22 protein-coding genes are annotated in these 26,137 nt (G+C 43.8%); 14 read left to right on the forward strand and 8 right to left on the reverse strand.

All coding sequences use genetic code 11. The features are described 5' to 3' along the window. Positions 1-8: 8 nt before the first annotated feature. From ACFSYC_RS03290 to ACFSYC_RS03320, 7 genes are all read left to right on the forward strand, one after another. Positions 9-1,400 (forward strand): DUF4270 family protein, encoded by a 1,392-nt coding sequence (locus ACFSYC_RS03290; protein WP_377123484.1) that lies wholly within the window; start codon positions 9-11, stop codon positions 1,398-1,400. A gap of 107 nt (positions 1,401-1,507) precedes the next feature. Next, positions 1,508-3,343, forward strand: coding sequence for a glutamine--fructose-6-phosphate transaminase (isomerizing) (glmS, locus tag ACFSYC_RS03295; protein WP_377123486.1), 1,836 nt, complete (start codon positions 1,508-1,510; stop codon positions 3,341-3,343). 216 nt (positions 3,344-3,559) lie between these two features. After that, complete coding sequence (locus ACFSYC_RS03300; RefSeq protein ID WP_377123488.1) at positions 3,560-4,495, forward strand: hydrogen peroxide-inducible genes activator; 936 nt, start codon at positions 3,560-3,562, stop codon at positions 4,493-4,495. Between the two features lie 125 nt (positions 4,496-4,620). Continuing rightward, a complete protein-coding gene (locus tag ACFSYC_RS03305) occupies positions 4,621-5,751 on the forward strand; it encodes an acyltransferase family protein (RefSeq protein WP_377123490.1) in 1,131 nt (376 codons plus the stop codon). A gap of 206 nt (positions 5,752-5,957) precedes the next feature. Continuing rightward, on the forward strand, positions 5,958-7,238 hold the full coding sequence (locus ACFSYC_RS03310) for a replication-associated recombination protein A (RefSeq protein ID WP_377123492.1): 1,281 nt from the start codon (positions 5,958-5,960) through the stop codon (positions 7,236-7,238). Positions 7,239-7,317: 79 nt separating this feature from the next. Next, complete coding sequence (locus ACFSYC_RS03315) at positions 7,318-8,796, forward strand: DUF5687 family protein (protein WP_377123494.1); 1,479 nt, start codon at positions 7,318-7,320, stop codon at positions 8,794-8,796. Positions 8,797-8,798: 2 nt separating this feature from the next. After that, positions 8,799-9,512 carry an ABC transporter ATP-binding protein gene (locus tag ACFSYC_RS03320; RefSeq protein ID WP_377123496.1) on the forward strand — a complete coding sequence of 238 codons (714 nt, stop codon included), beginning with the start codon at positions 8,799-8,801 and terminating at the stop codon, positions 9,510-9,512. Here the strand turns inward: ACFSYC_RS03320 and ACFSYC_RS03325 are convergent. After that, complete coding sequence (locus tag ACFSYC_RS03325) at positions 9,509-10,402, reverse strand: winged helix-turn-helix domain-containing protein (protein ID WP_377123498.1); 894 nt, start codon at positions 10,400-10,402, stop codon at positions 9,509-9,511. The two genes, ACFSYC_RS03320 and ACFSYC_RS03325, sit on opposite strands and share 4 nt — an antisense overlap. 102 nt (positions 10,403-10,504) lie before the next feature. Here ACFSYC_RS03325 and ACFSYC_RS03330 point away from each other — a divergent pair, with 102 nt between their 5' ends. Together ACFSYC_RS03330 and ACFSYC_RS03335 are read left to right on the forward strand one after the other, a co-directional pair. After that, complete coding sequence (locus ACFSYC_RS03330) at positions 10,505-11,140, forward strand: YceI family protein (protein ID WP_377123500.1); 636 nt, start codon at positions 10,505-10,507, stop codon at positions 11,138-11,140. A gap of 76 nt (positions 11,141-11,216) precedes the next feature. Further along, positions 11,217-11,711 (forward strand): GNAT family N-acetyltransferase, encoded by a 495-nt coding sequence (locus tag ACFSYC_RS03335; protein WP_377123502.1) that lies wholly within the window; start codon positions 11,217-11,219, stop codon positions 11,709-11,711. Between the two features lie 15 nt (positions 11,712-11,726). Here ACFSYC_RS03335 and ACFSYC_RS03340 read toward each other — a convergent pair whose 3' ends face one another. The 4 genes from ACFSYC_RS03340 to ACFSYC_RS03355 all read right to left on the reverse strand — a co-directional run bounded on the left by ACFSYC_RS03340 (position 11,727) and on the right by ACFSYC_RS03355 (position 17,385). Continuing rightward, on the reverse strand, positions 11,727-12,485 hold the full coding sequence (locus ACFSYC_RS03340; RefSeq protein WP_377123504.1) for a DUF2334 domain-containing protein: 759 nt from the start codon (positions 12,483-12,485) through the stop codon (positions 11,727-11,729). Then, on the reverse strand, positions 12,485-13,528 hold the full coding sequence (locus tag ACFSYC_RS03345) for a DUF6807 domain-containing protein (RefSeq protein WP_377123506.1): 1,044 nt from the start codon (positions 13,526-13,528) through the stop codon (positions 12,485-12,487). The genes ACFSYC_RS03340 and ACFSYC_RS03345 overlap by 1 nt, the downstream gene beginning before the upstream one ends. 118 nt (positions 13,529-13,646) lie before the next feature. Further along, entirely contained in the window at positions 13,647-15,002 is a 1,356-nt protein-coding gene (locus tag ACFSYC_RS03350; protein WP_377123508.1) for a Gfo/Idh/MocA family protein, read from the reverse strand. Between the two features lie 163 nt (positions 15,003-15,165). Next, on the reverse strand, positions 15,166-17,385 hold the full coding sequence (locus tag ACFSYC_RS03355) for a putative Ig domain-containing protein (protein WP_377123510.1): 2,220 nt from the start codon (positions 17,383-17,385) through the stop codon (positions 15,166-15,168). A 97-nt stretch (positions 17,386-17,482) separates the two neighbouring features. Between ACFSYC_RS03355 and ACFSYC_RS03360 the strand changes: the two genes are divergently transcribed. After that, positions 17,483-18,574 (forward strand): serine hydrolase domain-containing protein, encoded by a 1,092-nt coding sequence (locus tag ACFSYC_RS03360; RefSeq protein ID WP_377123512.1) that lies wholly within the window; start codon positions 17,483-17,485, stop codon positions 18,572-18,574. Between the two features lie 37 nt (positions 18,575-18,611). Here ACFSYC_RS03360 and ACFSYC_RS03365 read toward each other — a convergent pair whose 3' ends face one another. Further along, entirely contained in the window at positions 18,612-19,277 is a 666-nt protein-coding gene (locus tag ACFSYC_RS03365) for an NAD-dependent epimerase/dehydratase family protein (protein WP_377123514.1), read from the reverse strand. Between the two features lie 195 nt (positions 19,278-19,472). On the opposite strand from ACFSYC_RS03365, the gene ACFSYC_RS03370 reads away from it, so the two are divergent. Both ACFSYC_RS03370 and ACFSYC_RS03375 read left to right on the forward strand, forming a co-directional pair. Next, positions 19,473-20,936 (forward strand): sensor histidine kinase, encoded by a 1,464-nt coding sequence (locus ACFSYC_RS03370; RefSeq protein ID WP_377123516.1) that lies wholly within the window; start codon positions 19,473-19,475, stop codon positions 20,934-20,936. A gap of 9 nt (positions 20,937-20,945) precedes the next feature. Further along, on the forward strand, positions 20,946-21,632 hold the full coding sequence (locus ACFSYC_RS03375; RefSeq protein WP_377123518.1) for a LytR/AlgR family response regulator transcription factor: 687 nt from the start codon (positions 20,946-20,948) through the stop codon (positions 21,630-21,632). Positions 21,633-21,718: 86 nt separating this feature from the next. Here ACFSYC_RS03375 and ACFSYC_RS03380 read toward each other — a convergent pair whose 3' ends face one another. Together ACFSYC_RS03380 and ACFSYC_RS03385 are read right to left on the reverse strand one after the other, a co-directional pair. After that, positions 21,719-22,036: a hypothetical protein gene (locus ACFSYC_RS03380; protein ID WP_377123520.1), complete on the reverse strand. Its 318-nt coding sequence runs from the start codon at positions 22,034-22,036 to the stop codon at positions 21,719-21,721. A gap of 283 nt (positions 22,037-22,319) precedes the next feature. After that, positions 22,320-23,036 (reverse strand): class I SAM-dependent methyltransferase, encoded by a 717-nt coding sequence (locus tag ACFSYC_RS03385; RefSeq protein ID WP_377123522.1) that lies wholly within the window; start codon positions 23,034-23,036, stop codon positions 22,320-22,322. Between the two features lie 148 nt (positions 23,037-23,184). On the opposite strand from ACFSYC_RS03385, the gene ACFSYC_RS03390 reads away from it, so the two are divergent. Both ACFSYC_RS03390 and ACFSYC_RS03395 read left to right on the forward strand, forming a co-directional pair. Beyond that, entirely contained in the window at positions 23,185-25,032 is a 1,848-nt protein-coding gene (locus ACFSYC_RS03390) for a glycoside hydrolase family 2 protein (RefSeq protein ID WP_377123524.1), read from the forward strand. A 353-nt stretch (positions 25,033-25,385) separates the two neighbouring features. Beyond that, the gene (locus ACFSYC_RS03395) at positions 25,386-26,096 is read left to right on the forward strand and encodes a helix-turn-helix domain-containing protein (protein ID WP_377123526.1); all 711 of its coding nucleotides are present in this window, start codon (positions 25,386-25,388) and stop codon (positions 26,094-26,096) included. Positions 26,097-26,137: the final 41 nt, after the last annotated feature.

The raw sequence follows: 26,137 nt of genomic DNA on the forward strand, positions 1-26,137 counted from the left end.
ATCGATATATGAAATTTATAAGACTAGACTTATTAACCTTGTTGATAAGTCTTTTTATTTTGAATGGGTGCAAAAACCAGGATACTATTGGTTTAGGTGTAGTTAATGCTAACCAGATAAACGGTAAATTAGTAGATACCGCTACCATAGTAATAAATACTATAACAGAGGATACGGTATTAACCAGCGGGCTTGCAACTACACCGTTATCGTTTCTAAAAGATCCGGTGTTTGGCAATACAGAGGCTAATATAGCTATGGACATTAACTTGCCTAATAGTGCAGCCTATACTTTGCCAACCGGCACTATCACTGTCGACTCGGCGATGTTAGTATTGCCATATGCTGTAGGTAATTTTTACGGCGACTCTATATCGTCGAGATACAAGGCTAACGTTTATCAACTTAAAGAGCGAGTTTTCTCAGGTACAGAATACTACAACAATAAGGTTTGGGACGTAGACCGTACGGTGCTTTTAGGTACAAAATCTTTTGTATCACGCACCAGTGACAGTATTCAGATCTTAAACCCTATACCGTCAAAACCGGATAGTTTGATCAAGGTTGCCCCCCAGTTAAGGATACCTATCAGCCCCTCGTTCATCAATAATGTTTTTTATAATGCCCCGGCGGCCCAGCGGGCCTCAAACCTTGTTTTTAAAAACAACGTTAAAGGGTTTTATATAACGCTTGACAAAACGCAATCGGGGCCGGGCGGTACATTTATGCTTAGTATGGGCGGTGCAGCATCTATACAGATCTACTATAAAAACGTAAACGGAACTGTTATTGATACTGGTATACTTTCATTACCAAGCACTATTGCCGCAGCCGAAATTAAGCACTCCATACGCCCGGCTGCTCTTCAAAAAGAATTAGATACTCCCCCTGCCGGCGGTAGCAAAACAGTTTATTTACAGGGCCTTGGCGGATTGCGCAGTAAGATCAGCTTCCCATATTTAAAGCAATTTGCTAAAAACGTTGGTGGTGATGTTATTATTAACCGTGCCGAGCTAACTTTAAGGCCACAGCCGGGATCGACTATACCGTTTGCGCCACTGCCACGTTTGGCCATGTATCGTTATGATATTGCTAAGCAGCGTGTCTTTATTCAGGATGCTACCAATACCGATCCTCGATCGTTTGGAAGCAATGCGGCCGGCGGGTTTTTCATAGCGCAAGATCAACAATACCATTTTTTAATAACTGCATATATACAAGATCTTTTACGTGGTGCAACGCCCGACTACGGATCTTTTATCGGGCCTGCCATACCTACTTCTACAACTTCAATATTCCCGACGGCGCAAAACGACGGCCGTACCGTTGCTGTTGGTTTTGATAAAACATCACCATATAGCATAAAACTTAATATATTTTATACTAAAGTGTCCAAATAGTAATAAAGTTTGCAACTAATAGCGGTTAATAATATTAATTTATTAACCGCTATTGTTTTTATGAAGTAGCTCATTACTTTTGTTAACTGTTTAATCTATTTCTTATTATGTGTGGAATTGTAGGCTACATCGGCCACAGAGATGCTTATCCGATTGTAATTAAAGGGCTTCAGCGCCTTGAGTACCGTGGTTATGATAGTGCTGGGATAGCATTGTATGATAAAGAACTTAAAGTTTACAAAAAAGCCGGTAAGGTTGCCGACCTTGAAAATTTTGTAAAAGATGTAAACCTGGCTGGTACAATAGGTATGGGCCACACGCGTTGGGCGACACACGGCGCACCAAGCGATCGTAACTCGCATCCACACTCGTCAGGTGACAGAAAGCTTACTATTATACACAATGGTATTATAGAAAACTATGCCGTTATTAAAGAAACCCTAATAGCTAAGGGCCACATTTTTAAAAGTGATACCGATACTGAGGTTTTAATTCACCTGGTTCAAGATATACAAGCAGAAACAGGTTTAGATCTACTGGAAGCTGTTAGAATTACCCTTACAAAAGTTATTGGTGCTTACGCTATAGTAATTATGAGCGCGGACCAACCCGATACGTTGATCGCGGCTCGCAAAGGCAGCCCTATGGTTTTAGGTGTCGGAAAAGGCGAATACTTTATCGCATCAGACGCTACCCCAATAGTTGAGTATACCAAAAATGTAATTTATTTAAACGATAACGAGATAGCCTACATCAAACGTGATGAACTGGTGATCAAGAATATTGACAACGTTATACAAACTCCGTACGTCCACGAGCTGGATATGAAACTGGAGGCGCTAGAGAAAGGCGGCTACGATCACTTTATGTTAAAGGAGATCTATGAGCAGGCCCGCTCTATAAAAGATTGCCTGCGTGGCCGTATTTACCCGGCGCTAGGCAAAGTACAGCTAGGGGGCATTGGTGAATATGCAGAGAAGCTTAAAAATGTAGACCGTATTATTATTGTCGCCTGCGGCACCTCTTGGCATGCCGGTTTGGTGGGCGAGTATTTAATTGAAGAATATGCCCGTATACCCGTAGAGGTAGAATACGCTTCAGAGTTTAGATACCGTAACCCTATTATCAGCGATAAGGATATAGTGATAGCCATATCACAATCTGGCGAAACAGCCGATACAATGGCAGCGCTTGAGATTGCCAAAGAACGGGGCGCAACTATATTTGGCATTTGCAACGTGGTTGGTGCTTCTATACCGCGCTTTACCGATGCCGGATTATATACCCACGCCGGACCTGAAATTGGGGTAGCATCAACCAAAGCCTTTACAGGCCAGGTTACTGCTTTAACCATTATTGCTTTTTATCTGGCACAACAGCGCGGTACCATAACTCAAAGCAAACTAATAGCGTATTTAACCGAGTTAGAAGGCATACCTACGCTAGTTGAAGAAACGCTTAAATGTAATGATCGTGTTAAAGAAATTGCCGCACGTTTTAAAGATGCAAATAATGCCCTATTCTTAGGCAGGGGCAGCTCTTTCCCGGTTGCCTTAGAAGGTGCTTTGAAACTTAAGGAGATTTCCTATATACACGCCGAGGGTTATCCTGCTGCAGAGATGAAACATGGCCCTATCGCCTTAATTGACGAAGATTTGCCAGTAGTTTTTATCGCTACCAAAAATGCATCCTACGAAAAAGTGGTAAGTAATATACAAGAAGTTAAGGCCCGCGGCGGTAAAATTATAGCCATTGTAACCGAGGGGGACACGATTGTTAAAAGCATGGCCGATTATGTGATAGAGATACCACAAACCGACGACGCATTTGTACCCTTACTGGCTACTATACCTTTGCAATTCTTATCATACCACATCGCCGTAATGCGCGGTTGTAATGTAGATCAGCCACGTAACCTGGCTAAGTCTGTTACCGTGGAGTAGATTTTAGGACATTTCGATAGACCATGGCATAAAAAAGAGCCGTTTCAAGATCTGAAACGGCTCTTTTTTGTCACTAGAAAAAAGCGATATGTTGTCAATCAAACTACTTGTACATGCTTGTAGGCATCCATCGAGTAGAGCCAGGCACGCTAGTTTAAATGAATAGAAAAAATCAATAATATATATTTTGTTATAGTTTTTATCTATATTGTGAGGATGACGCTAACCCAACTTGAATATATAGTAGCTGTAGATACTTACCGCAGCTTTGTAACCGCGGCCGAAAAATGCTTTGTAACCCAGCCTACGTTGAGTATGCAGGTGCAAAAACTGGAAGATACGCTAGGGGTAAAATTATTCGATCGATCGAAGCAACCGGTTACACCAACCGAGATAGGCGTGGATATTATAAACCAGGCCCGCGTGCTATTAGGAGAGAGCGAAAAGATCAAAGAAATTATATCCGACAGGCAGAAAGAGATCTCGGGCGAGTTGAAAGTAGGCATCATCCCTACGGTATCGCCTTATATATTGCCTAAAATTATGCAAGGGTTTATTCAAAAATATCCGCAGGTAAAATTGATTGTTTGGGAGCAAACTACTGAGCAGATCATTCAGCAATTAAAACTGGGCATTTTAGATTGCGGCATTTTAAGTACCCCATTACATGAAAGTTCGTTAACAGAGATTCCTGTATTTTACGAAAACTTTGTTGCCTATGCCAGCAAGCACAGCAAGCTATATAAAAAGAAAAATATTAGCCCTGATGATATTGACATGGAGGAGATCTGGGTATTGAACGAGGGTCATTGCATGCGCGAGCAAGTGTTAAATATTTGCCAGCGCCGCCGCGCCACCCAGGGCTTTCAGCATTTTGAATACAATACCGGCAGTGTGGAAACGCTAAAACGCATGGTTGACCAAAACAACGGCGCCACCATACTACCTGAGCTGGCTCTTGCCGATTTGAGCGATAAACAACTTGACCGCGTACGTTACTTTAAATCGCCGGAGCCGGCGCGCGAAGTGAGTATTGTAATACAACGCAATTTCTTGAAACGCCGCATGATAGAGGCCCTGAAAAACGAAATACTGGAGTTTGTGCCCAAACGGATGAAGAATAAGAAGAAAAAGGATTTGATGGAGTTTTGAGGTTGATGATTGGTAGTTAAAGATTGAAAATCAGGCCTTGCGCCTTCACAATTTTGCGGCCAATCTTTAATCTTCAGTCACGAATCTTCAAAAAGTACTATCTTGTCTTTTGTAAAACTTTCACAATGGCTGCTACAATCCCGGCTGATGATCTTCAGCAAACGCCGACAAGGCTTCACTCGTTAGATGCCCTACGTGGCTTTGATATGGTTTGGATAATGGGCCTTGAACCAATTGTTATTGAACTTGCCAAGCTTACCCACTGGAGGGTTTTCGAAACCATGGCGGTGCAGTTGGTGCATCCGGACTGGAACGGCTTTCATTTTTATGATCTTATTTTCCCGCTTTTCTTGTTTATGGCTGGGGTGTCCGTGCCGTTTTCGGTGGGGCGCGAATTAGAGAAAGGCACATCGCGCAACAAGCTTTTATGGCGGGTTGTTAGGCGTGGGCTTATCCTGGTGATATTTGGTATAGTTTACAACAACGGTCTAAACATAAAACCTATCGAAGAAATCCGTTTCGGTTCTGTTTTGGGGCGCATTGGTTTGGCGTATATGTGTGCGGCTATTATATACCTGTACGCTAAAGAAAAGTGGCAAATCTTCTGGTTTTGGTTCTTCATCGTTGCTTACTGGTTAATACTAGAGTTTGCCTCGGCACCCGGTTTTGCGGCAGGCGATTTGACCATGGAAGGTAACTTTGCGTCATATTTTGATCGCTGTTTCTTGCCGGGTAAACTCTATCTGGGGATCCATGATCCCGAAGGGTTATTCTCAACTATCCCGGCAATAAGCAGCGGCTTATTAGGCATCTTGACCGGCATCACCTTAAAGAAGACAGGATTAACGCAAATGAAGAAAGTAGCCTATATGTCCATAATAGGTGTAGTATTTCTGTTACTGGCGCAGTTATGGAACCTTGATTTCCCCATAAACAAAAATTTATGGAGCAGCTCTTTTGTGTTAAATGTGGGCGGGTATAGCCTGCTGCTGATGTCGCTGTTTTACTACGTAATTGATGTACTAGGTCATAAGAAGTGGGCTTTCTTCTTCAAGATCATTGGCATGAACTCGATACTGATCTATATGTCCAAAAAGTTCATCGACTGGCCTTACACCAACGAGGCGTTTTTTAACTGGCTTTTTCAATTAGTAGGCGACCCATATAATTTGGTAATAGCGGCCCTTACCTACCTGATGATAAAGTGGCTGTTTTTATACCTGATGTACCAAAAGAAGATATTTTTAAGGGTATAATATGGGCTTTCGGGGGGCGGATAGGTAGTAATGTCGGGGTATCATAAGAGTATTGTACGGTAAACTGCCAGTGTTTTGCGGTGGTTCACTTTTTTAAAGCATTCATCATTGCTCAACTGTCCAAGGTTTAATATGTTAAGCATTGCCCTGTCATTTAAATACTAAAACCGATAGGATATCGTATTAACTTTTCAGATTTTTACTACATGAACAATCTTCCGCCGTTAGCAGAGCGCATGCGCCCCAAAAACCTTGACGACTACGTGGGCCAAAAGCATTTGGTTGGCCAGGGTGCGGTGTTGCGTAAGGCAATTGAAAGTGGCGCATTGCCATCTATGCTGTTTTGGGGGCCTCCGGGTGTGGGCAAAACTACATTGGCCTACATCATATCGCAAACGTTGGACAGGCCTTTCTTTTCGCTAAGCGCTATTAATTCAGGCGTTAAAGATGTGCGCGAGGTGATTGAAACAGCATCGCGCATTAAAGAGAATGACGGGCAGTTGCCGGTATTGTTTATTGATGAGATCCATCGTTTCTCCAAATCGCAGCAAGACTCATTGCTGGGAGCTGTTGAACGCGGCATTGTAACGCTGATTGGTGCTACTACAGAGAATCCGTCCTTCGAAGTGATCTCAGCGTTGCTGTCGCGATGCCAGGTTTATATTTTGCAACATCTGTCCGAAGATGACTTGTTGGACCTGCTCAGTAAAGCAATGAAAGACGACATTGTACTGCGCGAAAAGAAGGTAGAGATCAAAGAACACGAGGCGCTGCTCCGCCTATCCGGCGGAGACGGGCGTAAGCTGCTGAATATTTTTGAGCTATTGATCAATTCCATATCCGGCAAAAAAATCGAGATCACCAACCAAATAGTGCTTGACCATGTGCAGCAAAACATGGCGCTGTATGATAAGGCCGGCGAGAACCATTACGATATCATATCAGCCTTCATCAAATCAATGCGCGGCAGCGATCCTAACGGTGCCGTTTATTGGCTGGCGCGCATGATAGCTGGCGGAGAAGACCCGCTGTTTATTGCAAGACGGATGCTTATCCTCTCGTCCGAAGATATTGGCAATGCCAACCCTAACGCGTTGTTGCTGGCGCAGGCATGCTTTAACTCTGTTAATGTTATTGGTATGCCCGAGTCGCAGTTGATCTTGTCGCAAACTGCTATTTATCTGGCTACATCAGCCAAAAGCAACTCGGCTACTACGGCCATGGGGATGGCTATGAGCCTGGTAAAACAAACCGGCGACTTGCCCGTGCCCCTGCACCTGCGCAACGCCCCAACCAAGCTTATGAAAAACATTGGTTATGGAAAAGATTACAAGTACGCCCACAACTTTCAAAACAGTTTTATTGATCAGGACTTTTTGCCGGAAGCCGTTAGAGGTACAAAAATTTACGATCCCGGTAACAACGCGCGCGAAAACGAATCAAAAGAAAAACTGAAAAGGCTTTGGGGAGAACGCTATAAGTACTAAGTTATACCACCGTTTGTTATATAAAACTTAATTGGCTATAATTACAAAAGCTTACAACTATTTAGTGTAACAGGCAATTATGTTATCAACCTTTTTAAATCACGAGTTTAAAGCTTTTCGGCGCTCAAAAAACGCAGGTAAAAATTTGGCGGTCCAAATTTTTATGGGGCTAATGATATTGTATCTGCTGGCTTGTGTGGCTTTTGTAGGTTTTTTTCTGGATAAGGTACTAAGCAAAACCCTGCCCGCCGATCCAATCATTTACTCTTTTTGCGGGCTGATACTGATGTATTTTTTGTGGGAACTGTTTGCCCGTTTGCAGTTGCAGGAACTGCCTACCCTACGCGTGCAACCTTATCTGCAGTTACCCATTAAGCGCGACACACTGATTAGCTATCTGTCTATCACCGCCCTTTTTTCGGTATTTAACCTGTGGCCCATTGTGCTGTTTTTTCCGTTTATTTTCAAAGTGATATTGCCGCAGTACGGCGCTTTTGCAGCGGTGGGATTTGTGGTTTCTATTTTGGCGCTGGCGGTGTTTAATAATTACCTGGCCCTGTATGTAAAACGCAAAGCCAACTTAAATGGCTGGATATTCTTTATCGCTGCAGGAGTGTTGACACTTATTAGCCTGGCCGATTTTATGTGGCACCTTATCTCTATTAGGGCCATATCCTATGCGTTCTTCGGTAATTTGATCAGTCAGCCCGCCTTAATGGTGCTGCCTATGCTATTAGCCGCAGGCATATATATTGTCAATTTTAAATACCTTAAACAAAACCTTTATCTTGAAGAATTAAGCACCAGGAAAGATAAGTATAAAGCAAGTACAGATTATCCAATACTTAGTTACTTTGGCGCAACGGGCGACCTGGTGGCTAATGAGCTTAAGCTTATCCTGCGTAACAAACGCTCTAAGTCGGCTTTTATCATGTCATTGTTCTTCTTGTTCTACGGGCTTATTTTTTACGCTAACCCAGGGCTAAAAGGCAGCGAGACTGTTAAAGTTTTTGTGGGGATGTTTATGACCGGTTTTTTTATCATCAGCTACGGGCAATTTATGTTTAGCTGGCAGGCATCGCATTTTGATGGCCTAATGGTAAGCAAGGTAAAGTTTGCAGATTTTTTGCGGGGTAAGTACATATTATTCACCGGCCTATCAACAATGGCATTTATATTAACTACACCGTACGTGTATTTTGGCTGGCGGGTGCTGCTTATCCATTTTGTCATGTATTTGTGGAACCTCGGCGTAAACGTAAATGTTGTGTTATATTTTGCAAACCGCAATGCCCGGCGCATAGACCTGAGCAAAGGCGCGTCGTTTAACTGGGAAGGCGTTGGGGCTACACAAATGTTATTATCGTTTTTGCTGTTACTACCGCCCCTGCTTATTTATTACCCATGCAGTAAGTTAGGGTATCCGGATATTGCGCTTGCCGCCCTTGGGTTAATTGGTTTGATAAGCGCGCTATGCCGCAGCTATTGGATCAGACTTTTGGAGGCAGATTTTCAAAGCAGAAAGTTTAACGTTTTAGAAGGTTTTAGAAACAAATAATAATGATTCAGGTAAAAGATCTTAAAAAAGTTTACAGCAATGTTATCGTAGTAAACATACCCGGGCTTACCATTAATAAGGGCGAAAGTATTGGCCTCGTAGGCAACAACGGCGCAGGCAAAACCACGCTGTTTAGGATGGTACTTGACCTGATAAGGCCCGAAGCAGGCGAAGTACTTTCAAAAGATCAACCCGTAGCGGGCAGCGAGCATTGGAAAAACTATACTGCATCGTACCTTGACGAAGGTTTTTTGATTGACTACCTGACACCCGAAGAATATTTTTACTTTATCGGCGGTTTGCACAACCGGACGCGTGCCCATGTGGATGATTTTTTAGCCGGCTATACCGAATTTTTTAACGGCGAGATCTTAAATAGGGGTAAGTACATCCGCGACTTGTCAAAGGGTAACCAAACCAAAGTAGGCATAGCATCATGCTTATTACAAAGCCCCGGAATATTAATGCTGGATGAACCATTCGCCAATATTGACCCAACAACTCAGTTTAGGTTAAAGAGCATGATCAAGGATGTAAAAAGCAGGGGCGTAACCACATTGGTATCAAGCCATGACCTTAATCACGTTACGGATGTTTGCGACCGTATTTTACTGATGGAGAAAGGCAGGATAATTAAAGATATGGCCACAAACTCATCAACCCTGGCCGAGCTGGAAGAGTACTTTGCTATTGGCAGTAAAGATGATGGTATTTAAGCGCTGATATCAAGTTTATACCCCTTGCCGCGTACAACAACGATGTTGATATTCGGGTCGCATTCCAGTTTCTTTCTCAATTTTGAGATAAACATATCAAGGCTGCGGCCCACAATAATACCTTCGTCTTCCCAGATCTCTTTTTGGAGGCGGCTTCGCGTGATAGTTTCATTAGGGGTCGATGCAAAAATGAGCAGCAGGCGCGTTTCTGTTCCTGTTAGGTCTATGATATTTTCGTTTACTTTCAGGTGTCTTTCAAGCGTGTCAAATATAACAGCGCCCAATTTGAATTTTGTGTTTTGCTGCGTGATAATTGAAGATTTACGCGGATTAGCAGACCTGAAAAATATAAACCCTACAAATGCCAATAAGGGTAAGCCTCCCCACAGATAGCCGCTTTTTGTTGTATAAACACTAGCGGGTTTAAATTTGATATTGACAATATAGCAAGCAGTGGGTTGCTTACGTTTTGAGCAGGTTACGATACTATTAGACTTGTTTTTTGATACCGCAAAAGCATAGAATACGCCGGGCCTATTGCACGTTAATACGTTAACAATATAATCGCTAGCCTGCGGTTCGTTGGCTAACAAACGTTGCGTGGTATTCATCAGCGAGTCGGGCTGAAAGGTAAGCTCATTTTCAAACTTTATCTGGTATTCATTTTCAGCGATCTTTTGTACCGGCAACACGCGTGACGTGCTGTCGCCGGCCTGTAACAACAATTCATGCCCTATCTTCCGCAGCAAAACTTCTCTTCGCGATTTATCAAAGTCGTCATTTCCCTCCGTGCTGAAAGCTACACAGATAACAAATGCAAACGTAAGGATTATCAACCCACCCAGGTATTTGCCCTTTACGGCGACGATGTTTTGGCGATAGCGCATCATATTGACGTTTAATTTACAAAGGTTACATTTTTATTTACAATACTGATAGTCAGTGCCGAAAGTTATCAAGTTAATTTTGCTGCAGCAAAAAAAGATACTGATATGAAACATGAAAGACTCCTATTATCCGGCCTGATCATCATGCTGGCCGTACTAATTAATAGGCCGGTACAGGCGCAGCAAGGGCAAGCCGCAAAGCCTACTATTTACAGGCTTGATACTAAAAAAAGTAAACTGCTTTGGACGGCCCCTAAAAACAGGCATAACGGCTTTATATTATTTACATCAGGCAACCTGAGCAATGTAACCGACGGTTGGCCAACCACCGGCGCATTCAACATTAATATGACCAGTATGCGCAGCACAAGCGAAACCACAGCAGCCGAAACCAAAAAGGTGGACGGTAAGTTAAAAAGCGATGAGTTTTTTTCTGTAGCTAAATATCCTGCTGCCAGCATGGTGGTTCAAAAGATAGTTCGCGAAGCTAATGGTTCAACTTTTAAAGTGAGCGGTGAGCTGACTATTAAAGGGATAACAAAACCCATTGATTTTACAGCTCTTATGAGCCAGACCGGAAACACCATTAAGGCATCGGCAAGCACAAGCATCAGTCGTGCAAATTGGAACGTAATTCATCAGCCCGCCTCGGCCGCATGGAATATTTTAGATCGCCTTAAAGACAATCTGATTGCTAACGATATCCCGATAAAGTTGGAATTGGTGTTTGTTAAGGAATGATTTGGAGTAGGGTTAGATATTGCTTTTGAGGAGTAAATAATTGGTTGCTATATGGCAGGATAGCTATATTTGTTCAATGTACACCATCAGACAAGCCACCGTCGCCGACGCTGAAACCATTCACATGCTGGCGCACGAGATTTGGCCGCCTACCTATTCGCCCATCATTAGCCGGGAGCAGCTAAACTTTATGCTGGCCGATCGTTATGCTGTTGATGTCATCGCGAAGCAAATTGAAGAAAGTGTACAAACTTATTTGTTATTAATTGAGGAGGATAAGCCGGTGGCTTTCGCGGCCTTTTCGCCTGATGATGACCCGGAAGTGTATCGCTTGCATAAATTATACCTGCTGCCTGTAACCCAGGGTAAGGGCTACGGTAAGGCGATGTTACAGGCTGTGGTTGATAGGGTAATAGATGCCGGAAAGGATAAGTTAGATCTGAATGTGCATCGCCAAAACCCGGCTAAAAGTTTCTATGATAAGATGGGCTTTAAGGTGCTTTACGAAGCTGATATCCCGTATGGCCCATACTTGTTAAATGATTTTATCATGCGGAAAGAGTTGCGTTAAAGCAATTTAGATAGCCTACCTTTTGGTCCGGTAATTTTCCTCAGGTAAAATAAAGCGACATTTCTGAGAAATTAGGTAGTCTAGTATCTTGCTAAATTCAGCAATTCGCGCAGCGTCCCACATATTGGGATGTCCCTGAAGAACCATCATACCCTGGTATTTGCTCTTTTTTCGCTCGTAATCAGCAACGAAATGATGAAAATTAACCTGGCCTGTAGTTATCTCCATTTCTACCCGGTTATTGTAATTGTCGATAGAAGATGGCAGTCCGGTTGTATTATCACTAAACAAAAATACGTAATAACCGCCATGCTCGGCAAGTACCATATTAGTTACCGAATCGCTTTGGTTAAAAGGGGCGCCAAAAGTGTGCATGCTTATACCTAACAATTGCCTTACCCGTACCTGAGCTTTTGCTAAATGTTCCTTCTGAAAAGCGTAGCTGGTGCCCTTAAATTCGGCACTGTTGCCGCCGGGCTGTTTTTTGTTGGAGTGGTCAAATCCATGGTTCCATATTTCGAATAACTTTTGGCCCTTCTCGTCCGTCGCAACAAGGTATTTACCATAGGCTTGCATGGCGGTAGAATCTAGCCAATTAGCTATAACCCCAAGGCCGGCTTTTATTTTACGTTGTGTGAGTACATCTAAAACAGGCTCGGCAGTGCTATGCCCGTTTTTTGAGCCCAGATCATCCAGCTTTAAAATAATTTTTGGTTGCGCTATGCTTGTGCTTACAGCAATGCCTAAAACCAGGGCAAGCGCGTACCTCTTCATTATTTCTTAGCAAAAGCCGCAGCTGTTGCATTTAGCTGATCTGCAGTTAGTCTGCTGCTGCTGTTATTGATAACAATACGGTATTTAAAGGTTACAGATTCGCCTTTTTGTAAGGTCAGATTTTTTTCGGACTTGCCCTTGGTAAACTCTTTCTCTCCAAGCGGGTTTGCGGCAAATAAGCCGTAGCCACGGGCATGCCAAAAAGTAGGGTAGTTAGGGTTTTTAGGATGGTCAACAATGGCAATACTCACCGTCTCGTCGCCCATTTTGCCATAAACCTGGCACCATACCCCGCGGGTGCTCCAAACCGCATCGCCTTCTTTCCCTTCGCTGGATAGGTAGTTGCCGTTGGCTAACTTATCTGTACCGCCCTTAACCACAGTAACTATACCTTTACTGTCGGTGAATTTTTGGTCCTCTTTGGCAGGTATCTGTAGCTCATGCGCTAAACGTAAACCCAGCAAGCCATCTTTGTGATCGGGAAACTTAGCTTCGGTATTGGCTTTTAGCGTAGTGGTGCGGTCTATAATGCGCTGGCCCGGTGTGCCACTAAACTCAAAGCGGGTAGTCTCTTCAACCAACACTTCTTGGGCCTGGTTTATCCAGTTGGCGTGGTAAACCAGCGTGCCTGTTGTGCCGTTTTTGGTTTCCAAAACTTTATCAGTTTTGATCCAGCCGTACTGGTTTTTCTTGTTAGCCGGAATAGCGTAGCTGTTGTTCCAAAAATCGAGACCATTTAAACCTTCATAATTAAACCAAAGGCCAATGTGATGAGGGTGATCGGTGGGGTCGCCGTCGCGTTTATCTAAGGGGAAACTACGGGTAACTTTAGTGCCGTTAGCAGCAATTAACGGGTAAAGCACAGGCTTTTCCAGGGTGTCCGGATATAAAAAACTGGTAAACGGCTTACCGCCTATCAGCACATCTATCTTTTTATCTTTTGTAGATTTTACCAGCGTTACCTGTTGCTTTTGAGCAAGGGCAAGGGTTGACAGGGCTGTCATAGTTATAGCTAACCCAGCCTGTTTGATTTTCTTCATCATAGGAAATGTATTTGCACCGAATGGTGAATATTGTATTGTCATTTCGACGAGGAGAAATCTATACATGGCAAATTGCTTTTGTACAGATCTCTCCCTATCGGTCGGAATGGCGAATGGACTAATATTTAAAGACTTTGCCGCCCGCCATAACTTCCTGCGTTTTTTCGTCGAAGGTTGCTTTTTGGCCGGTATGCGCCGCCGCTGTAGTCATTATAAGTGCTATAGCATGGCTGTAACCTGCTTCAACAGGCGCGTTGGGTTGTTTGCGGCTGCGCACGCATTCCATCCAGTTACGTACGTGGTTTGATGTTAATACATCGCCACCTGTATTTGCTGACGATACTACTTTTTCAGTGTTTCTCAGGCTGATCTCTGGTAACCGATTGGCTTTCATGCCCATGGCTTTAGCCATGTTTTCTGTTAAGCCACCCCGCGGGGTCACTTTGTTGGTTACCAGGTTTAGCTCGCCGCCATTTGAGTAATAGATCTCTGAGGGATCATCATCGCCGTTATGCATGCGTGAGGCAAATGTCACCTGGAAACCTGAAGACATATCATTTGCCGGCCCGTAATCAAAAGCAGCTGTTATGGTGTCCCAATTACGGCGGCCATCTTTCCACATGTAAATGCCTCCGTTAGCTGTTACGCTGCGCGGATGGCTAAGGCCGCTAAACCAGTGCACGGTATCAATTTGGTGGCTCATCCATTGGCCGGGCAGTCCTGATGAATATGGCCAGAATAAACGGAACTCTAAATATTTACGCGGATCAAAAGCCTCGTATGGGCGGTTCATCAAAAAGCGTTTCCAGTCCGTGTCAGATTCTTTTAGCTGGGGTACCAGGTCAGCCCTCCGCCAGCGTCCGGGTTGGTTAACATTCCACTTTAGTTCAACCATGGTTATCGGCCCAAACTGGCCCGATTTTATAAAATCGTCAGCTGCGTGATAATTAGCTCCACTACGGCGTTGCGACCCTATTTGTACAATTTTACCTGTCTCTTTCACCGCCTTAAGTGCAAAGCGGGCATCTTCCATTGTTTCTGCAAAAGGTTTTTCGCAATAAACGTCGCAACCAGCTCTTACTGCTTCTGCACAATGGCGCGCATGCTGAAAATCTGCCGTGCTCATAAATACAGCGTCAACAGTTTTGCTGCCGTACATTTCTTCGTTATTGCGGTAAGCTTTAACGTCGTTACCCATTTTCTGTTTCCAGGCTGCTGCACCTTCTTCGCGGCGTTTGTTCCAAATATCAGACACGCCAACCACTTCAAAATTCAATTCTTTATAGTGGTTCATGAAGCAAGGCATGTGCGAGCTTTTGTGCCTGTCAGAAAAGCCGACAACACCTACGCGCACCCTGTCGTTGGCGCCCATGATACGGTTATAGCTTTTGGCGCCGAAGGTGGTTTTGCTAAGCATAATACCGGCCCCGGCAATACTAGCCTGCTTAATAAATTTACGACGTGATTCTTCCATTAGAGTCAAAATGTTTGGTAAAATTGGTTCAAGGCAGATGAGTGTACCCGCCGTATTCAAATATCTATTTTTTTAGCCGAAATACGGCATGCCCTATTCAAAAATTACGCATTCGTTTGCGTTAGCAACAAACGGGGCTCTCGTTTTATGAGAGCCCCGTTTGTTATTTCTTAACCGTAACCAACAGTACCCCATGCGGAGCAACCTTAGCTGTTAAGGCGTTGCCGCTTATCACGATGTTTTGCTGGCGCCAGGCGTCTTTAAATTTAGTGAAACCCTGTAGTGCGGGGTCGTTTTTACTTAAATTTATAGTTTGATATTGATCTGTCATATTAAACAAACCAACGGCCTTGTTGCCGCCTTTAAGCTCTTTAACCCAAACCTGGTATTTGTCGTTCTTAATATGCTGACGGGCGCCTTTACCCAACACATCCTGATTGATGGCAATAACCTCGTCGTTAGTAAGCAACCCTAAAGTAAACCTATCCAACCGGCCCATATCGCAACCAATTAACAGTGGCGATGCCAGTAAGCTCCATAAGCTGATGTGGGTATACTGCTCATCAAATGTCAAGCGGCTGTTATGCAGGTTAGGTCCCCAGCCTACTTTGCCTACCACAAGCATATCAGGGTCATTAAAATGGCCCGGACCGGCATACGGTGCAGCTTTGTCCTGGTTAAAACCGATACCAGCCATACTATCCCAGGTATCAACAATATCGCCGGTGGTGCGCCAGCTGTTGCCACCTATTTCTTCGCCCCATTGCCACACGCTGCCCATGCCGTATTGGCAAAAGCTGTATAAAATATCGCGGTTAACCTTGTTTAATGATGCGCCCATTACCGAGTATGGCTTTTTCAATTCGGCAAGGTTAGGGTTGCGGGGCGCGATTTCGCCGTATGAGCACCAGTCGTATTTCAAGTAATCAATACCCCAGTCGGCATAAGTTTGCGCATCGTCATCCTCATGCTGCCAGCTGCCCAAATAACCACCGCAGGTAAGCGGACCGGGCGACGAATAAATACCCATTTTTAAACCCAGGCTGTGCACATAGTCTGTAGTAGCCTTCATGTCAGGGAACTTTTTGTTGGTAGTGATTTTACCACTTGCTAAACGTTTGTCAATTTCCCAGCCGTCGTCAATGTTAATGTACGACCAGCCATGTGCAGCTAGCTGCTGAGACATTTCGCGCGCAGAAACACGTGTTTTTTCATCATCCACGCTCAAGCCCCATGCGTTCCAGCTGTTCCAGCCTAAAGCTGGGGTAAGGCCAATTTTATCGCCAATGGCTAAGGTGAACTTCTTAGTTGCCTTGCCAACTTTGTTGCTCACGGTTAAGGTTAACTCATAGTTGCCAGCCTTTTCAACACTACCGGTAATAATGCCTGTCGATGGATCAAGCTTTACGCCTGCCGGTAAACCCGTGGCTTTATAAGTTAATGGCCTGCGGCCCGTAGCCGGTACCAGGTAAAGTACGGGATGCCCCGGACGAACGCCGAAGATATCTGCCCCGTTAATTTTAGGGGCATTGGATACTACCGGGGTTAATATGTATGGCGTGGTTTCGTTACTAATAGCTTTTTGTGCTGACTTGGTATCGGTAAACATATAAGTTATACGGTACGATTTCTTTTTGGCAGCCACAAAAGTATACCACCACTCAAAGGGCTTGCCTTTGGTAAAGCTGGCTTTTTCTGTTTTTGTGGCAATGGTTGCACCGGTTTCAGGGTCGGTTACTTTGTAAGATATGGTGCCGTTAAATTTATAATTGTTACCGGCTACCAACTTGATAGATTTGCCCAGCGTGTTTTTTTCGCCGTAGGCAAAATCGCCATCGGTGTCGTACTTAACATACTCCATAATGTCGGCCATGTGCAGGTTAAAATCTGCGCCATAAAGCCCGCCGTCGCCGCTGGTATCAAATATCCTAACTGCTAAAACGTTTTCTTTATCCCATAAAATAGCAGGGTGATTAGCGGGTATTTTATACATGCGTTTACCATAATGGCGCTCTTGCATACCGCCGTTACGGCCGCCATATTTAGCTATCAGTTGTCCATTTAAAAACACTTCATCGTTGTCATCAATGTCGGCCATATAAAGTACCAGTGTGTCTTTCAAATAGGCTTTTTGTTTTAACGATGACGGTATAACAACGCGGGTGCGGTACCAGCCATAGCCGTCTATATTTGGATAGCCCTGCCGCTCCCAGGGTTTTGTTAAGTCCGCGTTTTTCCAGGCTTTGTCATCAAATGTGGGCGATGACCATTCGGCATTGTCGCCGATAGAAAATTTCCAGCCTTTTTTTAAAGACAGGCTTTGTGGCCCTGCATTAAGGCACAACGCAAGTAATAGCAAAAACGTAAGGTTTTTCTTCATCATCTTGATATTATGGGTTGTTTTATTGGTTACTAGCCATTTGGCAAACGGCTAATACAAATAAAGTAAAAATTACGCCAAGTGTATGCTATATTTAGCTATGAAAATTAAGCCGGCCTTAATAGCCCTGTTTATATGTTGCCTGTGCACCAACGCCTTCGCTCAAAACAAGTTCAAAAAACTAAACGACTGGATGGACGAAAATGCCCTTGATATGGGTGGACGCGCCATACTGTTGATCTATCAAAATGGCAAGGTAGCACATAGTTACTCGGTAAATAACATGAACCTGCGCCAAAAGCTTGCCGGCCGAATGATAGCCAAGCGTCAGGGAAAAACATCAGACGCAGATGACTATACCGCAGACTCGCGCGTGGCCATTGCCAGTTGCAGCAAATGGTTAAGTGCAGCTTTGGTGATGACCTATATTGATGAAGGGAAGCTAAAGCTTACAGATACTGTAGGTAAGTTTTTGCCGCTAATTGCGGCTGGGGGCAAGGGTAAAATTACCGTAGCGCAATGCCTGTCGCACCAAACGGGCATTAAAGCCCCGCCTTTAAAAGAGGGCTTGCAAGAGATGCGTAATATAAGCAGTATGGACGAAGCTATAAAGAATATAGCCGGCATGCCTCTTGAGGGTGAACCAGGCAAGGTATTTCATTACAGCAATGTAGGCTTACAGATTGCGGGTGCTGTGGTAGAAAAAATAAGCGGTAAAACCTTCCGGGCCGCTTTTGCTGAGCGGATTGCGACACCGCTTGATATGGGAAATACCGATTGGGGCGAGGGCAAAATACCGCTTCCTGCCGGTAGCGCCATAAGTACTCCGCATGATTACCTGAACTTTTTAACAATGATATTAAACAAGGGAACTTTTGGTGGAAAACGGATATTAAGCGAAGCCAGTATAGCTCAAATGCAGATAAACCGCATAACACCCGACGTAAAAGTAGCCTACGCTCCAGGCGAGGCCGGCGATCTGGGTTATGGTTTTGGCGAATGGGTGAATAAAGGGGCTACGGCAGCTAAGCCCGGAAACTCAGTAAGCAGCCCCGGTTTGTTTGGCAGTTATCCCTGGGTTGATTACAACCGTAATTATGCCGCTTTTTTAATGACTTTTTATGTAAAGAATAAAGGCCGGGGCGAAAGATACAAGGAGTTGAAGAAATTAGTTGACGAGGTTGTACCGTAGCATCAACAAAAGCTTCTCGACTTTTAATTCTCCAAACTTATTGCAGACTAGCCACTATCCTGATATCACTTATCTCTAGTATTGGCTTATTATAACCTTTGGTAACGCAATTGATCATTGCTTGCCCAACCTGATGGAGGGTAAGGGTTGATTTTGGTGACACAAAATTAACCACCGGGTACAACCACATAAACCAGCGGTATACACCGTTAAGGCTTTGCTGACCCTCTACAGGTTTCATAATACCGGGGCGAAATGCGTACGCTTTTTTATAAGGCAGTTTAAACAGCGCGTTCTCTGTACGGCCCTTAACACGTGCCCACATTATTGAGCCTTTTTCGCTGCTATCTGTGCTGGCGCCGGATACGTAGGTAAATACCAAATTAGGGTTTACGCTGGCAACCGCCTGTGCAAAGTTTAAAGTAATGTCATAAGTTAAGCGCGTGTACTCGTCTTGTTTTTTGCCTATGGATGTTACACCCGAGCAGAAGAAGCAGGCATCGTACCCGGCGAATTTATCGGTTACAGCGGCCAGATCCATAAAATCAGGTACCAGCAGTTGGCTTAGCTTAGGGTGCTGCAGGTTGTAGTGCCTGCGGTTAACTATCAGTACCTGGGCTACCTCGGGGCTGTTAAGGCAGTGTAGTAGTACACCTTCGCCTACCATGCCGGTAGCGCCTGTTATAATTACTTTTATGCTCATATTAAGGTTATAACAACGTTGTATATAATGTGTAGACGATCATGAATATAAAACATTTTAAATTATTTTGTTTAATGGATTCTGCGTTTACCAGTGGTTCATCACCTTTTTAGGCGGGTTGGTCACATTTTAATTTTGTACTTTGATGCGTTTTGTACCATTGCATTATCAATCACAAAACAACCAAACAGTTATATGCAAAAGTTTATAGACGAAAAGCTCAAGACCGAACCTGCCCGAATTGAATTCGGCATATTTACCGGTTTCGTTTTAGTATCGCTGGTATTTAATATTGTTGATATTACCCGCATACAGCTCAATAATGACGGGTTAATAGCCGGACCGATAATGGAGACATTTTTTTATCATCTCATCATCGGCATCAGCTACATCATGCTTTGCTTTTATGTAACCCCGGTTTTTGAGAGCCGAAGCGACAAGGCATCAAACAGCGTTTATATTTTCGCTTTTATAAGTATTTGTATTTTATTGGATATCATTAACGTGTTTTTTGCCGCCCTGCTGGGGCTAAAAATACTGCTCACCTATTTTAACCGAAATAAGCAAAACCAGGTAAATGCCTATTACCATGAGGTGGCACTATTAGCAGCATCGTGGATATTGATACTGGCCGGCGCCTTTTATATCAACGTCATCTGGCCTAAAATATTTATACTTTACAGTTTGCCTGTATTGATGATGGCGTATCTGTATGCGATTTATAGAATACTGCCCAAAGCGCAGCTTAAAGGCCGAAAGTTTTTATATTATCTAAGCCGTATGTTTTTTATGGCGTTGCTCACCACCCTTGGTTATGTCATTTTCTTTAAAATACGTGAAGAAGCCGGCCCCGGAACATACGAAATGTTTACTCCCGACAACATAAGGCGTAACCTTATTATCTTGGGTAATATCCATGAGGATACACAAGTACTTATTGTAGTAGGCAATTTTTTTGTACAGCTGCTTATAATAACCCCACTGGCCTGGAGTATCTATAAAAAGCGTAATGAAAAGAAGGAAGAGGAGATCACCATGCTGCGCACAGAGCTGGGCCAGTCGGACGCTAACCTTAATTTTTTAAAATCGCAGATAAACCCCCATTTTTTGTTTAACGCGCTTAATACGCTTTACGGCACAGCCCTCCAAGAAAACGCAGAACGCACCGGCGAAGGCATCCAAAAGCTGGGCGATATGATGCGTTTTATGCTGCAGGAGAACACGCAAGACAAGATCCTCTTATCTCGGGATATTGACTACCTGCGTAATTATATCCTGCTGCAACAGCTGCGTACCGCTACATCCGAAGGGATTGTGATCAACACGCAAATAGCAGATTATGCCGGTAATTTGATGATTGCCCCTATGCTGCTTATCCCTTTTGTAGAAAACGCTTTTAAACACGGTATCAGCCTTATCAATCCGTCGCATATAAAGGTGACGCTGCAAACTAAAGACAATACGCTATATTTTGATGTGCATAACAGCACGCACATCCGTAACGAAAACGACCCGGAAAAAGACCATAGCGGCATAGGGTTGGAGAATGTTAAGCAAAGGTTAAACCTGCTTTACCCGGAAAGGCACGAGCTCATTATCCGCGAAACCGGTTCAGATTTTTTTATACACATTACCTTGCAGCTTGATGCAAATAGCTAATTTTAATAAATGATAGCTATTGCCGTTGACGACGAGCCCATTGCCCTTGATATTGTAAAAACACATGCCGCCAGGGTGCCTTTTGTTGACCTGGCAGCCAGCTTTACCAACGCTTTTGATGCCATAGGCTACCTGCAGCATAACCCGGTTGATTTGATCTTTTTAGACATAAAAATGCCTGATATTAGCGGGATAGATTTTGTAAATACGCTGAGTAACCCGCCCATGGTGGTGTTCACCACCGCCTACTCTGAACATGCGGTTAAGGGGTTTGAGCTAAACGCGGTGGACTTTTTGCTGAAGCCTTTTTCGCTTTCGCGATTTTTAAAAGCTTGCAATAAGGCGCATGAGCTTTACCTGTTGCGCGGCAAAACGGAGCAAGTGCCGCCGGCAAGTTCTGTATTTATTAAGGATGGTTATGAGCAGATAAAGGTTGAGCTTAACGATATTTTATTTGTAGAGGCGGCCGGGAATTACACTAAAATTCACCTGCTAAATGGAAAGCTATTGAGCACCCGTGTAACCGTGAACGACATGCAATTACTACTGCCTGAGAGAAGCTTTATTCGTACGCACAGGGCATTTATTGTTGCTAAAGATAAGGTTGACAGGTTTGACCGAACGCAGATAATTATTGGTGAGCATATTATCCCGGTGGGGGGTACCTATGCACAGTCGTTACCATTATTGGGTTAAATAAGTACCAAACCATAAACAAAAAAATGTCCGGCTTTTGCAAGCACGGACATTTTCGTTTTTATAGATAGACGATTGATGCGTTGTTATGAGGCTTTTGCCAAAATGGTAAGCTTTGGAGTAGCGGTAGCAACTTCTTTAATTGCCGGGCGATTGTCAATAGCTTTATATTTATTGCGTAGTTTTTTCAGCATTTCGAAGCTAAAAGCGTCTTCAATAGGCAAGTGGTACTTACCTACTGTTTTTTGATGCAGCTTTAATTGATCTGCACTAACCACTAGGTTTTCATGATTAATATGAGTTAAACCCGTTTTGTTATCGGTATCAAATATTACAAACGTATCTATTTGCTTTCCTTCTCTATCGGTATAAACCACCGATGCGTTTTGATGATAATGTTGCATAATATAGTCTCCTTTTTAATTAAGCGTTAAGCTGCCTTTTTTACACGGTATTCTTGTAAATCTTGCATTAACAGGTTTTTTAATTCAATGTCAAGCGCTTTTAATAAAAGGGGTATCATGTCGGCGTTTTGCATATTAGTTAATTTTTGTTATTAACCTAAATGCTAAAACCATGCCATGGCAACTTTATGCGTATTTGGTCCCTGCAACACACTTTTCGTCTAGCTTTGTATACAATAATATAGGACAATCACTGTTTTTGCGAAAAGGGAGTGCTGTTATTTTAGTTTTTCACGTAAACTAAAAAATGCTGGATAGGTAAGAAATCTTTGCTGCTTAACAGGCTAAAGCCGTTTGCCTTAAGCTCCCTACTTACCTGTGCTTTGCTCATTTTGTGCAGCGGCTTTATTTCTACTGTAGCGTCTTCTGCACGATACTCAATCAGCAGCAATTTGCCGCCTGGTTTTAAAGCGCGTTTAAGGGCTTGCAACATTTCATGCGGATAGGCCAGCTCATGGTACACATCAACCATAAAAGCAAAGTCAATGCTGCTATCGGGCAGATTGGGCGAATAAGCGCTGCCTTTAACTACCATTATATTGTTTACCCCTATTTCTTTAGCGTGTTTTTTAAGATAGTCTAAAGCGCTTTGCTGCACCTCTACCGCATACACCTTACCCTGGGGCACCTTAGCGGCCAGCGGAAAGGTGTAATAACCCGTACCCGCCCCAATATCAGCAACAGCATCAGTAGCTTTAACCGGCATTTTTGAGATAGCCAATTTGGTGTTCTCTTCTTCCTCTCGCGTATCGCGCTCCAGCCAGGCTGCGCCTTCAAACCCCATAACCTGGGCAATCTCACGGCCCATATAAAACTTGCCGGTGCCGTCGGGGGTAGCGGGTTTGTAGTTATAGGGGTTTTTATTTGGCGTCTGGGCTATCAGGTTAGCGGCTGATAACAAGATGCAGGTTAAAGTTGAAATTGTTTGCTTGAAAGACATGTGGTGTAATTTACAAGTTATGTGCCTTTGTTAAATATACGATTGATTTAACGAGCCGGATAAGCATAGGTAACTTAAAAATTATATTTTTACCGTAATATTCTCTACCAGTTATTTAACCAATTATAATACAACGTTTTATTACTTTATGAAGAAAATCACGACCCTTGCCCTAGGCTGCCTGGCTTTGGCAACTACGCTTACTGCCCAGGCGCAAACTACCTCATGGAAACTGTTAACCGATAAGATTACCACCCCATGGGCCGAAAAGGTAAACCCTATGGCACCACTGCCCGAATATCCACGGCCGCAGATGGTGCGCGGCAACTGGCAAAACCTCAATGGTGTTTGGAATTATGCCATCACGCCAAAGGCTGCCACAGAGCCACAAGCTTACCAAGGCAAAATACTGGTTCCCTATGCGGTAGAATCGGCTATATCGGGCGTAGGTAAAACTGTTGGTAAAGACAGTGTACTTTGGTATAAAAATAACATCACCCTAAATAAAGCTGTTAAAGGCAAACGCACACTGCTGCATTTTGGCGCGGTTGACTGGCGTGCAGAAATTTTCGTTAACGGTAAAAATGTAGGGATGCACGAGGGCGGCTTCGATCCTTTCTCGTTCGATATTACATCGGCGCTGAAAAGCGGTGGCCAACAGGAAATCAAGCTGCGTGTATGGGACCCCACCGACGACGGCCCGCAGCCACGCGGCAAGCAAGTTAAAAAACCTAGCGGCATTTGGTATACCCCGGTAACCGGCATTTGGCAAACAGTTTGGCTAGAAGCTGTGGGCAATACCTATATCGCTTCAACCAAACAGACACCGGATATTGACAAAAAGACGCTGACTGTATCTGCTAATGTTGTGGGCGCACAAGCCACAGATCAGCTAAAGATTACCGCTTGGGATGGTAAAACAAAGGTGTCCGAGCAAATCGTCGCAGCAGGCGAAACCGCTACACTTACTATTGCCGACCAGAAATTATGGTCGCCGGAGAGCCCATTTTTGTATGATTTGCAGGTAGCTGTCATCCGTAATAACAAACCCGTTGACGAGGTGAAAAGCTATTTCGCAATGCGTAAAATATCTCGCGGACCTGACGGTAATGGCATACAACGCATACTGCTGAACAACAAATTTGTGTTTCAATATGGCCCGCTTGATCAAGGCTGGTGGCCGGATGGCTTGTACACCCCGCCGACAGAAGAAGCTTTAAAGTTTGATATTGATGAGCTTAAAAAGATGGGCTTTAACATGATCAGAAAACATATTAAAGTTGAGCCTGCCCGTTATTACGCCTACTGCGACAAAGTAGGTATGCTTTTATGGCAGGATATGCCAAGCGGCGACTTAGGCAACCGTTGGGAAAACCGCCCCGGTGTTTTAGACAAAGGCACCGAGCAAAACCGTACAGCCGAGTCGGAAGGTTATTACCGCAAAGAGTGGGATGCTATTATGAATACGTTGCATAACTTCCCGTGTATTGTGGTTTGGGTGCCGTTTAACGAGGCATGGGGCCAGTTTAAAACCGTAGAGATCACCGAGTGGACCATGAAGAAAGATCCGTCGCGCCTGGTAAACAGTGCCAGTGGTGGCAATTACTTTGATACCGGCGATATGGTAGATCTACATAACTACCCCCAACCTGCTATGCCTCGCCCCGAGATATTTGGTAAAACCAAAGCGGTAGTATTAGGTGAGTTTGGCGGCCTGGGCTGGGTAGTGCAAGACCACACCTGGGTAATTAAAAGAACCTGGGGCTATCAAACCTTTAAAAACGGGGAAGAACTGTTTGCCAAATATGCAACCTTTACTGATAAATTGGAAGAGTTGATCAAGCTCGGCCTATCGGCCGCGGTATACACCCAAACCACCGATGTGGAGGGCGAAATAAACGGATTTTTAACGTACGACCGCCGGGTATTTAAAATGCCGGTTACTGAGTTATATAAAACCAACAAAAAGTTATATAACCCGGCGTTGGTGAAGTAATTTATCCGCTTTATGCAAAAGCCTGTTACGTATCAAGTAGCAGGCTTTTGTGTTTTACATCCAGGCGGAGGCATGCTTTGTTTCACAAGCGTGTGAAACAAGTGACACAAGATTTTGGGTAATATATTGATAGTTAGGTTTTTGCAAAATCGGCGTGAAACAAAATGAAACAAGGTTTCTGCTTAATTGATTAAATATCAATTAGTTGCAAAACTGGCTTTTTGAAACAAAACTTATTAAAACGGCGCATGCCGTAGGCCGACATTGCGTAGGTCGGGTAAGTGTCGGCTATAAATACAGGGCAAAATAGTGTACTTTGCTTTAGTTAATAATATCATTGCTTCATAAACTTTATGGATTTACAGCAACCGGCCTTAGGTAAAAAAATTGCAAGCCTCAGAAAAGCTAAGGGCCTGACACAGGAAGAATTGGTGGACCAATGCAAACTCAGTGTGCGCACACTGCAACGCATAGAAGCCGGCGAAGTGATGCCCCGTAGCTATACGATCAGACTAATTTTTACGACACTGGGCGAAGATGCTTTTCAATCTTCACCAGGTATCGGCGGTGATAGCGATTTACGTAAAGTTTTGAATTACATAATTGATCTATTCAACTTTAAAACAAACGCAATGAAAAAACTAACTATTTTATCTATCTTCTTTTTATCTGTATTTATACTTGTATTCTCCGCCTGCCTTGGCTCCAAAAAGGCGCTGACAGAGCAGAACGCTTTAGTAGGCACGTGGCAAATGATGAACAACGGCAAGCTTGATACGCTAATTGGCGGTAAACCCGGCCAAATTAGGTATAAGGTGCTTACTCAGGAAAGATTTGTTGTTACCGACATTGAGTATAATAAAAAACTGATGCATGCTGCCTTAACGGGTTCATACACCGTTGACCCGGTAAACAAAACGTACTCAGAGTTAGTAGAAAATGCCGGCAACGGCTACGGCCAATACATGAATGGCAAAATAGGCACCTATAATTATAAAATAACAGACTCGTTATGGTATATTAAAGGTAACGGTTATGATGAGGTTTGGAAGAAAGTAAAATAATTTACCATTCTCTACCGGCGCTGTTCAAGTCTTAAACTACT

This window comes from Mucilaginibacter antarcticus, assembly GCF_042686155.1.
Taxonomy (GTDB): domain Bacteria; phylum Bacteroidota; class Bacteroidia; order Sphingobacteriales; family Sphingobacteriaceae; genus Mucilaginibacter; species Mucilaginibacter antarcticus.

What these genes read in the sequence shown, in the direction of transcription:
- ACFSYC_RS03305 (WP_377123490.1), top strand. Translation starts at nt 4,621, where the DNA reads ATGGCTGCTACAATCCCGGCTGATGATCTTCAGCAAACGCCGACAAGG.
- ACFSYC_RS03375 (WP_377123518.1), top strand. Translation starts at nt 20,946, where the DNA reads ATGATAGCTATTGCCGTTGACGACGAGCCCATTGCCCTTGATATTGTA.
- ACFSYC_RS03290 (WP_377123484.1), top strand. Translation starts at nt 9, where the DNA reads ATGAAATTTATAAGACTAGACTTATTAACCTTGTTGATAAGTCTTTTT.
- ACFSYC_RS03360 (WP_377123512.1), top strand. Translation starts at nt 17,483, where the DNA reads ATGAAAATTAAGCCGGCCTTAATAGCCCTGTTTATATGTTGCCTGTGC.
- ACFSYC_RS03325 (WP_377123498.1), bottom strand. Translation starts at nt 10,402, where the DNA reads ATGATGCGCTATCGCCAAAACATCGTCGCCGTAAAGGGCAAATACCTG.
- ACFSYC_RS03315 (WP_377123494.1), top strand. Translation starts at nt 7,318, where the DNA reads ATGTTATCAACCTTTTTAAATCACGAGTTTAAAGCTTTTCGGCGCTCA.
- ACFSYC_RS03370 (WP_377123516.1), top strand. Translation starts at nt 19,473, where the DNA reads ATGCAAAAGTTTATAGACGAAAAGCTCAAGACCGAACCTGCCCGAATT.
- ACFSYC_RS03350 (WP_377123508.1), bottom strand. Translation starts at nt 15,002, where the DNA reads ATGGAAGAATCACGTCGTAAATTTATTAAGCAGGCTAGTATTGCCGGG.
- ACFSYC_RS03345 (WP_377123506.1), bottom strand. Translation starts at nt 13,528, where the DNA reads ATGATGAAGAAAATCAAACAGGCTGGGTTAGCTATAACTATGACAGCC.
- ACFSYC_RS03380 (WP_377123520.1), bottom strand. Translation starts at nt 22,036, where the DNA reads ATGCAACATTATCATCAAAACGCATCGGTGGTTTATACCGATAGAGAA.
- ACFSYC_RS03320 (WP_377123496.1), top strand. Translation starts at nt 8,799, where the DNA reads ATGATTCAGGTAAAAGATCTTAAAAAAGTTTACAGCAATGTTATCGTA.
- ACFSYC_RS03365 (WP_377123514.1), bottom strand. Translation starts at nt 19,277, where the DNA reads ATGAGCATAAAAGTAATTATAACAGGCGCTACCGGCATGGTAGGCGAA.
- ACFSYC_RS03390 (WP_377123524.1), top strand. Translation starts at nt 23,185, where the DNA reads ATGAAGAAAATCACGACCCTTGCCCTAGGCTGCCTGGCTTTGGCAACT.
- ACFSYC_RS03310 (WP_377123492.1), top strand. Translation starts at nt 5,958, where the DNA reads ATGAACAATCTTCCGCCGTTAGCAGAGCGCATGCGCCCCAAAAACCTT.
- ACFSYC_RS03395 (WP_377123526.1), top strand. Translation starts at nt 25,386, where the DNA reads ATGGATTTACAGCAACCGGCCTTAGGTAAAAAAATTGCAAGCCTCAGA.
- ACFSYC_RS03335 (WP_377123502.1), top strand. Translation starts at nt 11,217, where the DNA reads ATGTACACCATCAGACAAGCCACCGTCGCCGACGCTGAAACCATTCAC.
- ACFSYC_RS03340 (WP_377123504.1), bottom strand. Translation starts at nt 12,485, where the DNA reads ATGAAGAGGTACGCGCTTGCCCTGGTTTTAGGCATTGCTGTAAGCACA.
- ACFSYC_RS03355 (WP_377123510.1), bottom strand. Translation starts at nt 17,385, where the DNA reads ATGATGAAGAAAAACCTTACGTTTTTGCTATTACTTGCGTTGTGCCTT.
- ACFSYC_RS03385 (WP_377123522.1), bottom strand. Translation starts at nt 23,036, where the DNA reads ATGTCTTTCAAGCAAACAATTTCAACTTTAACCTGCATCTTGTTATCA.
- glmS (WP_377123486.1), top strand. Translation starts at nt 1,508, where the DNA reads ATGTGTGGAATTGTAGGCTACATCGGCCACAGAGATGCTTATCCGATT.
- ACFSYC_RS03300 (WP_377123488.1), top strand. Translation starts at nt 3,560, where the DNA reads ATGACGCTAACCCAACTTGAATATATAGTAGCTGTAGATACTTACCGC.
- ACFSYC_RS03330 (WP_377123500.1), top strand. Translation starts at nt 10,505, where the DNA reads ATGAAACATGAAAGACTCCTATTATCCGGCCTGATCATCATGCTGGCC.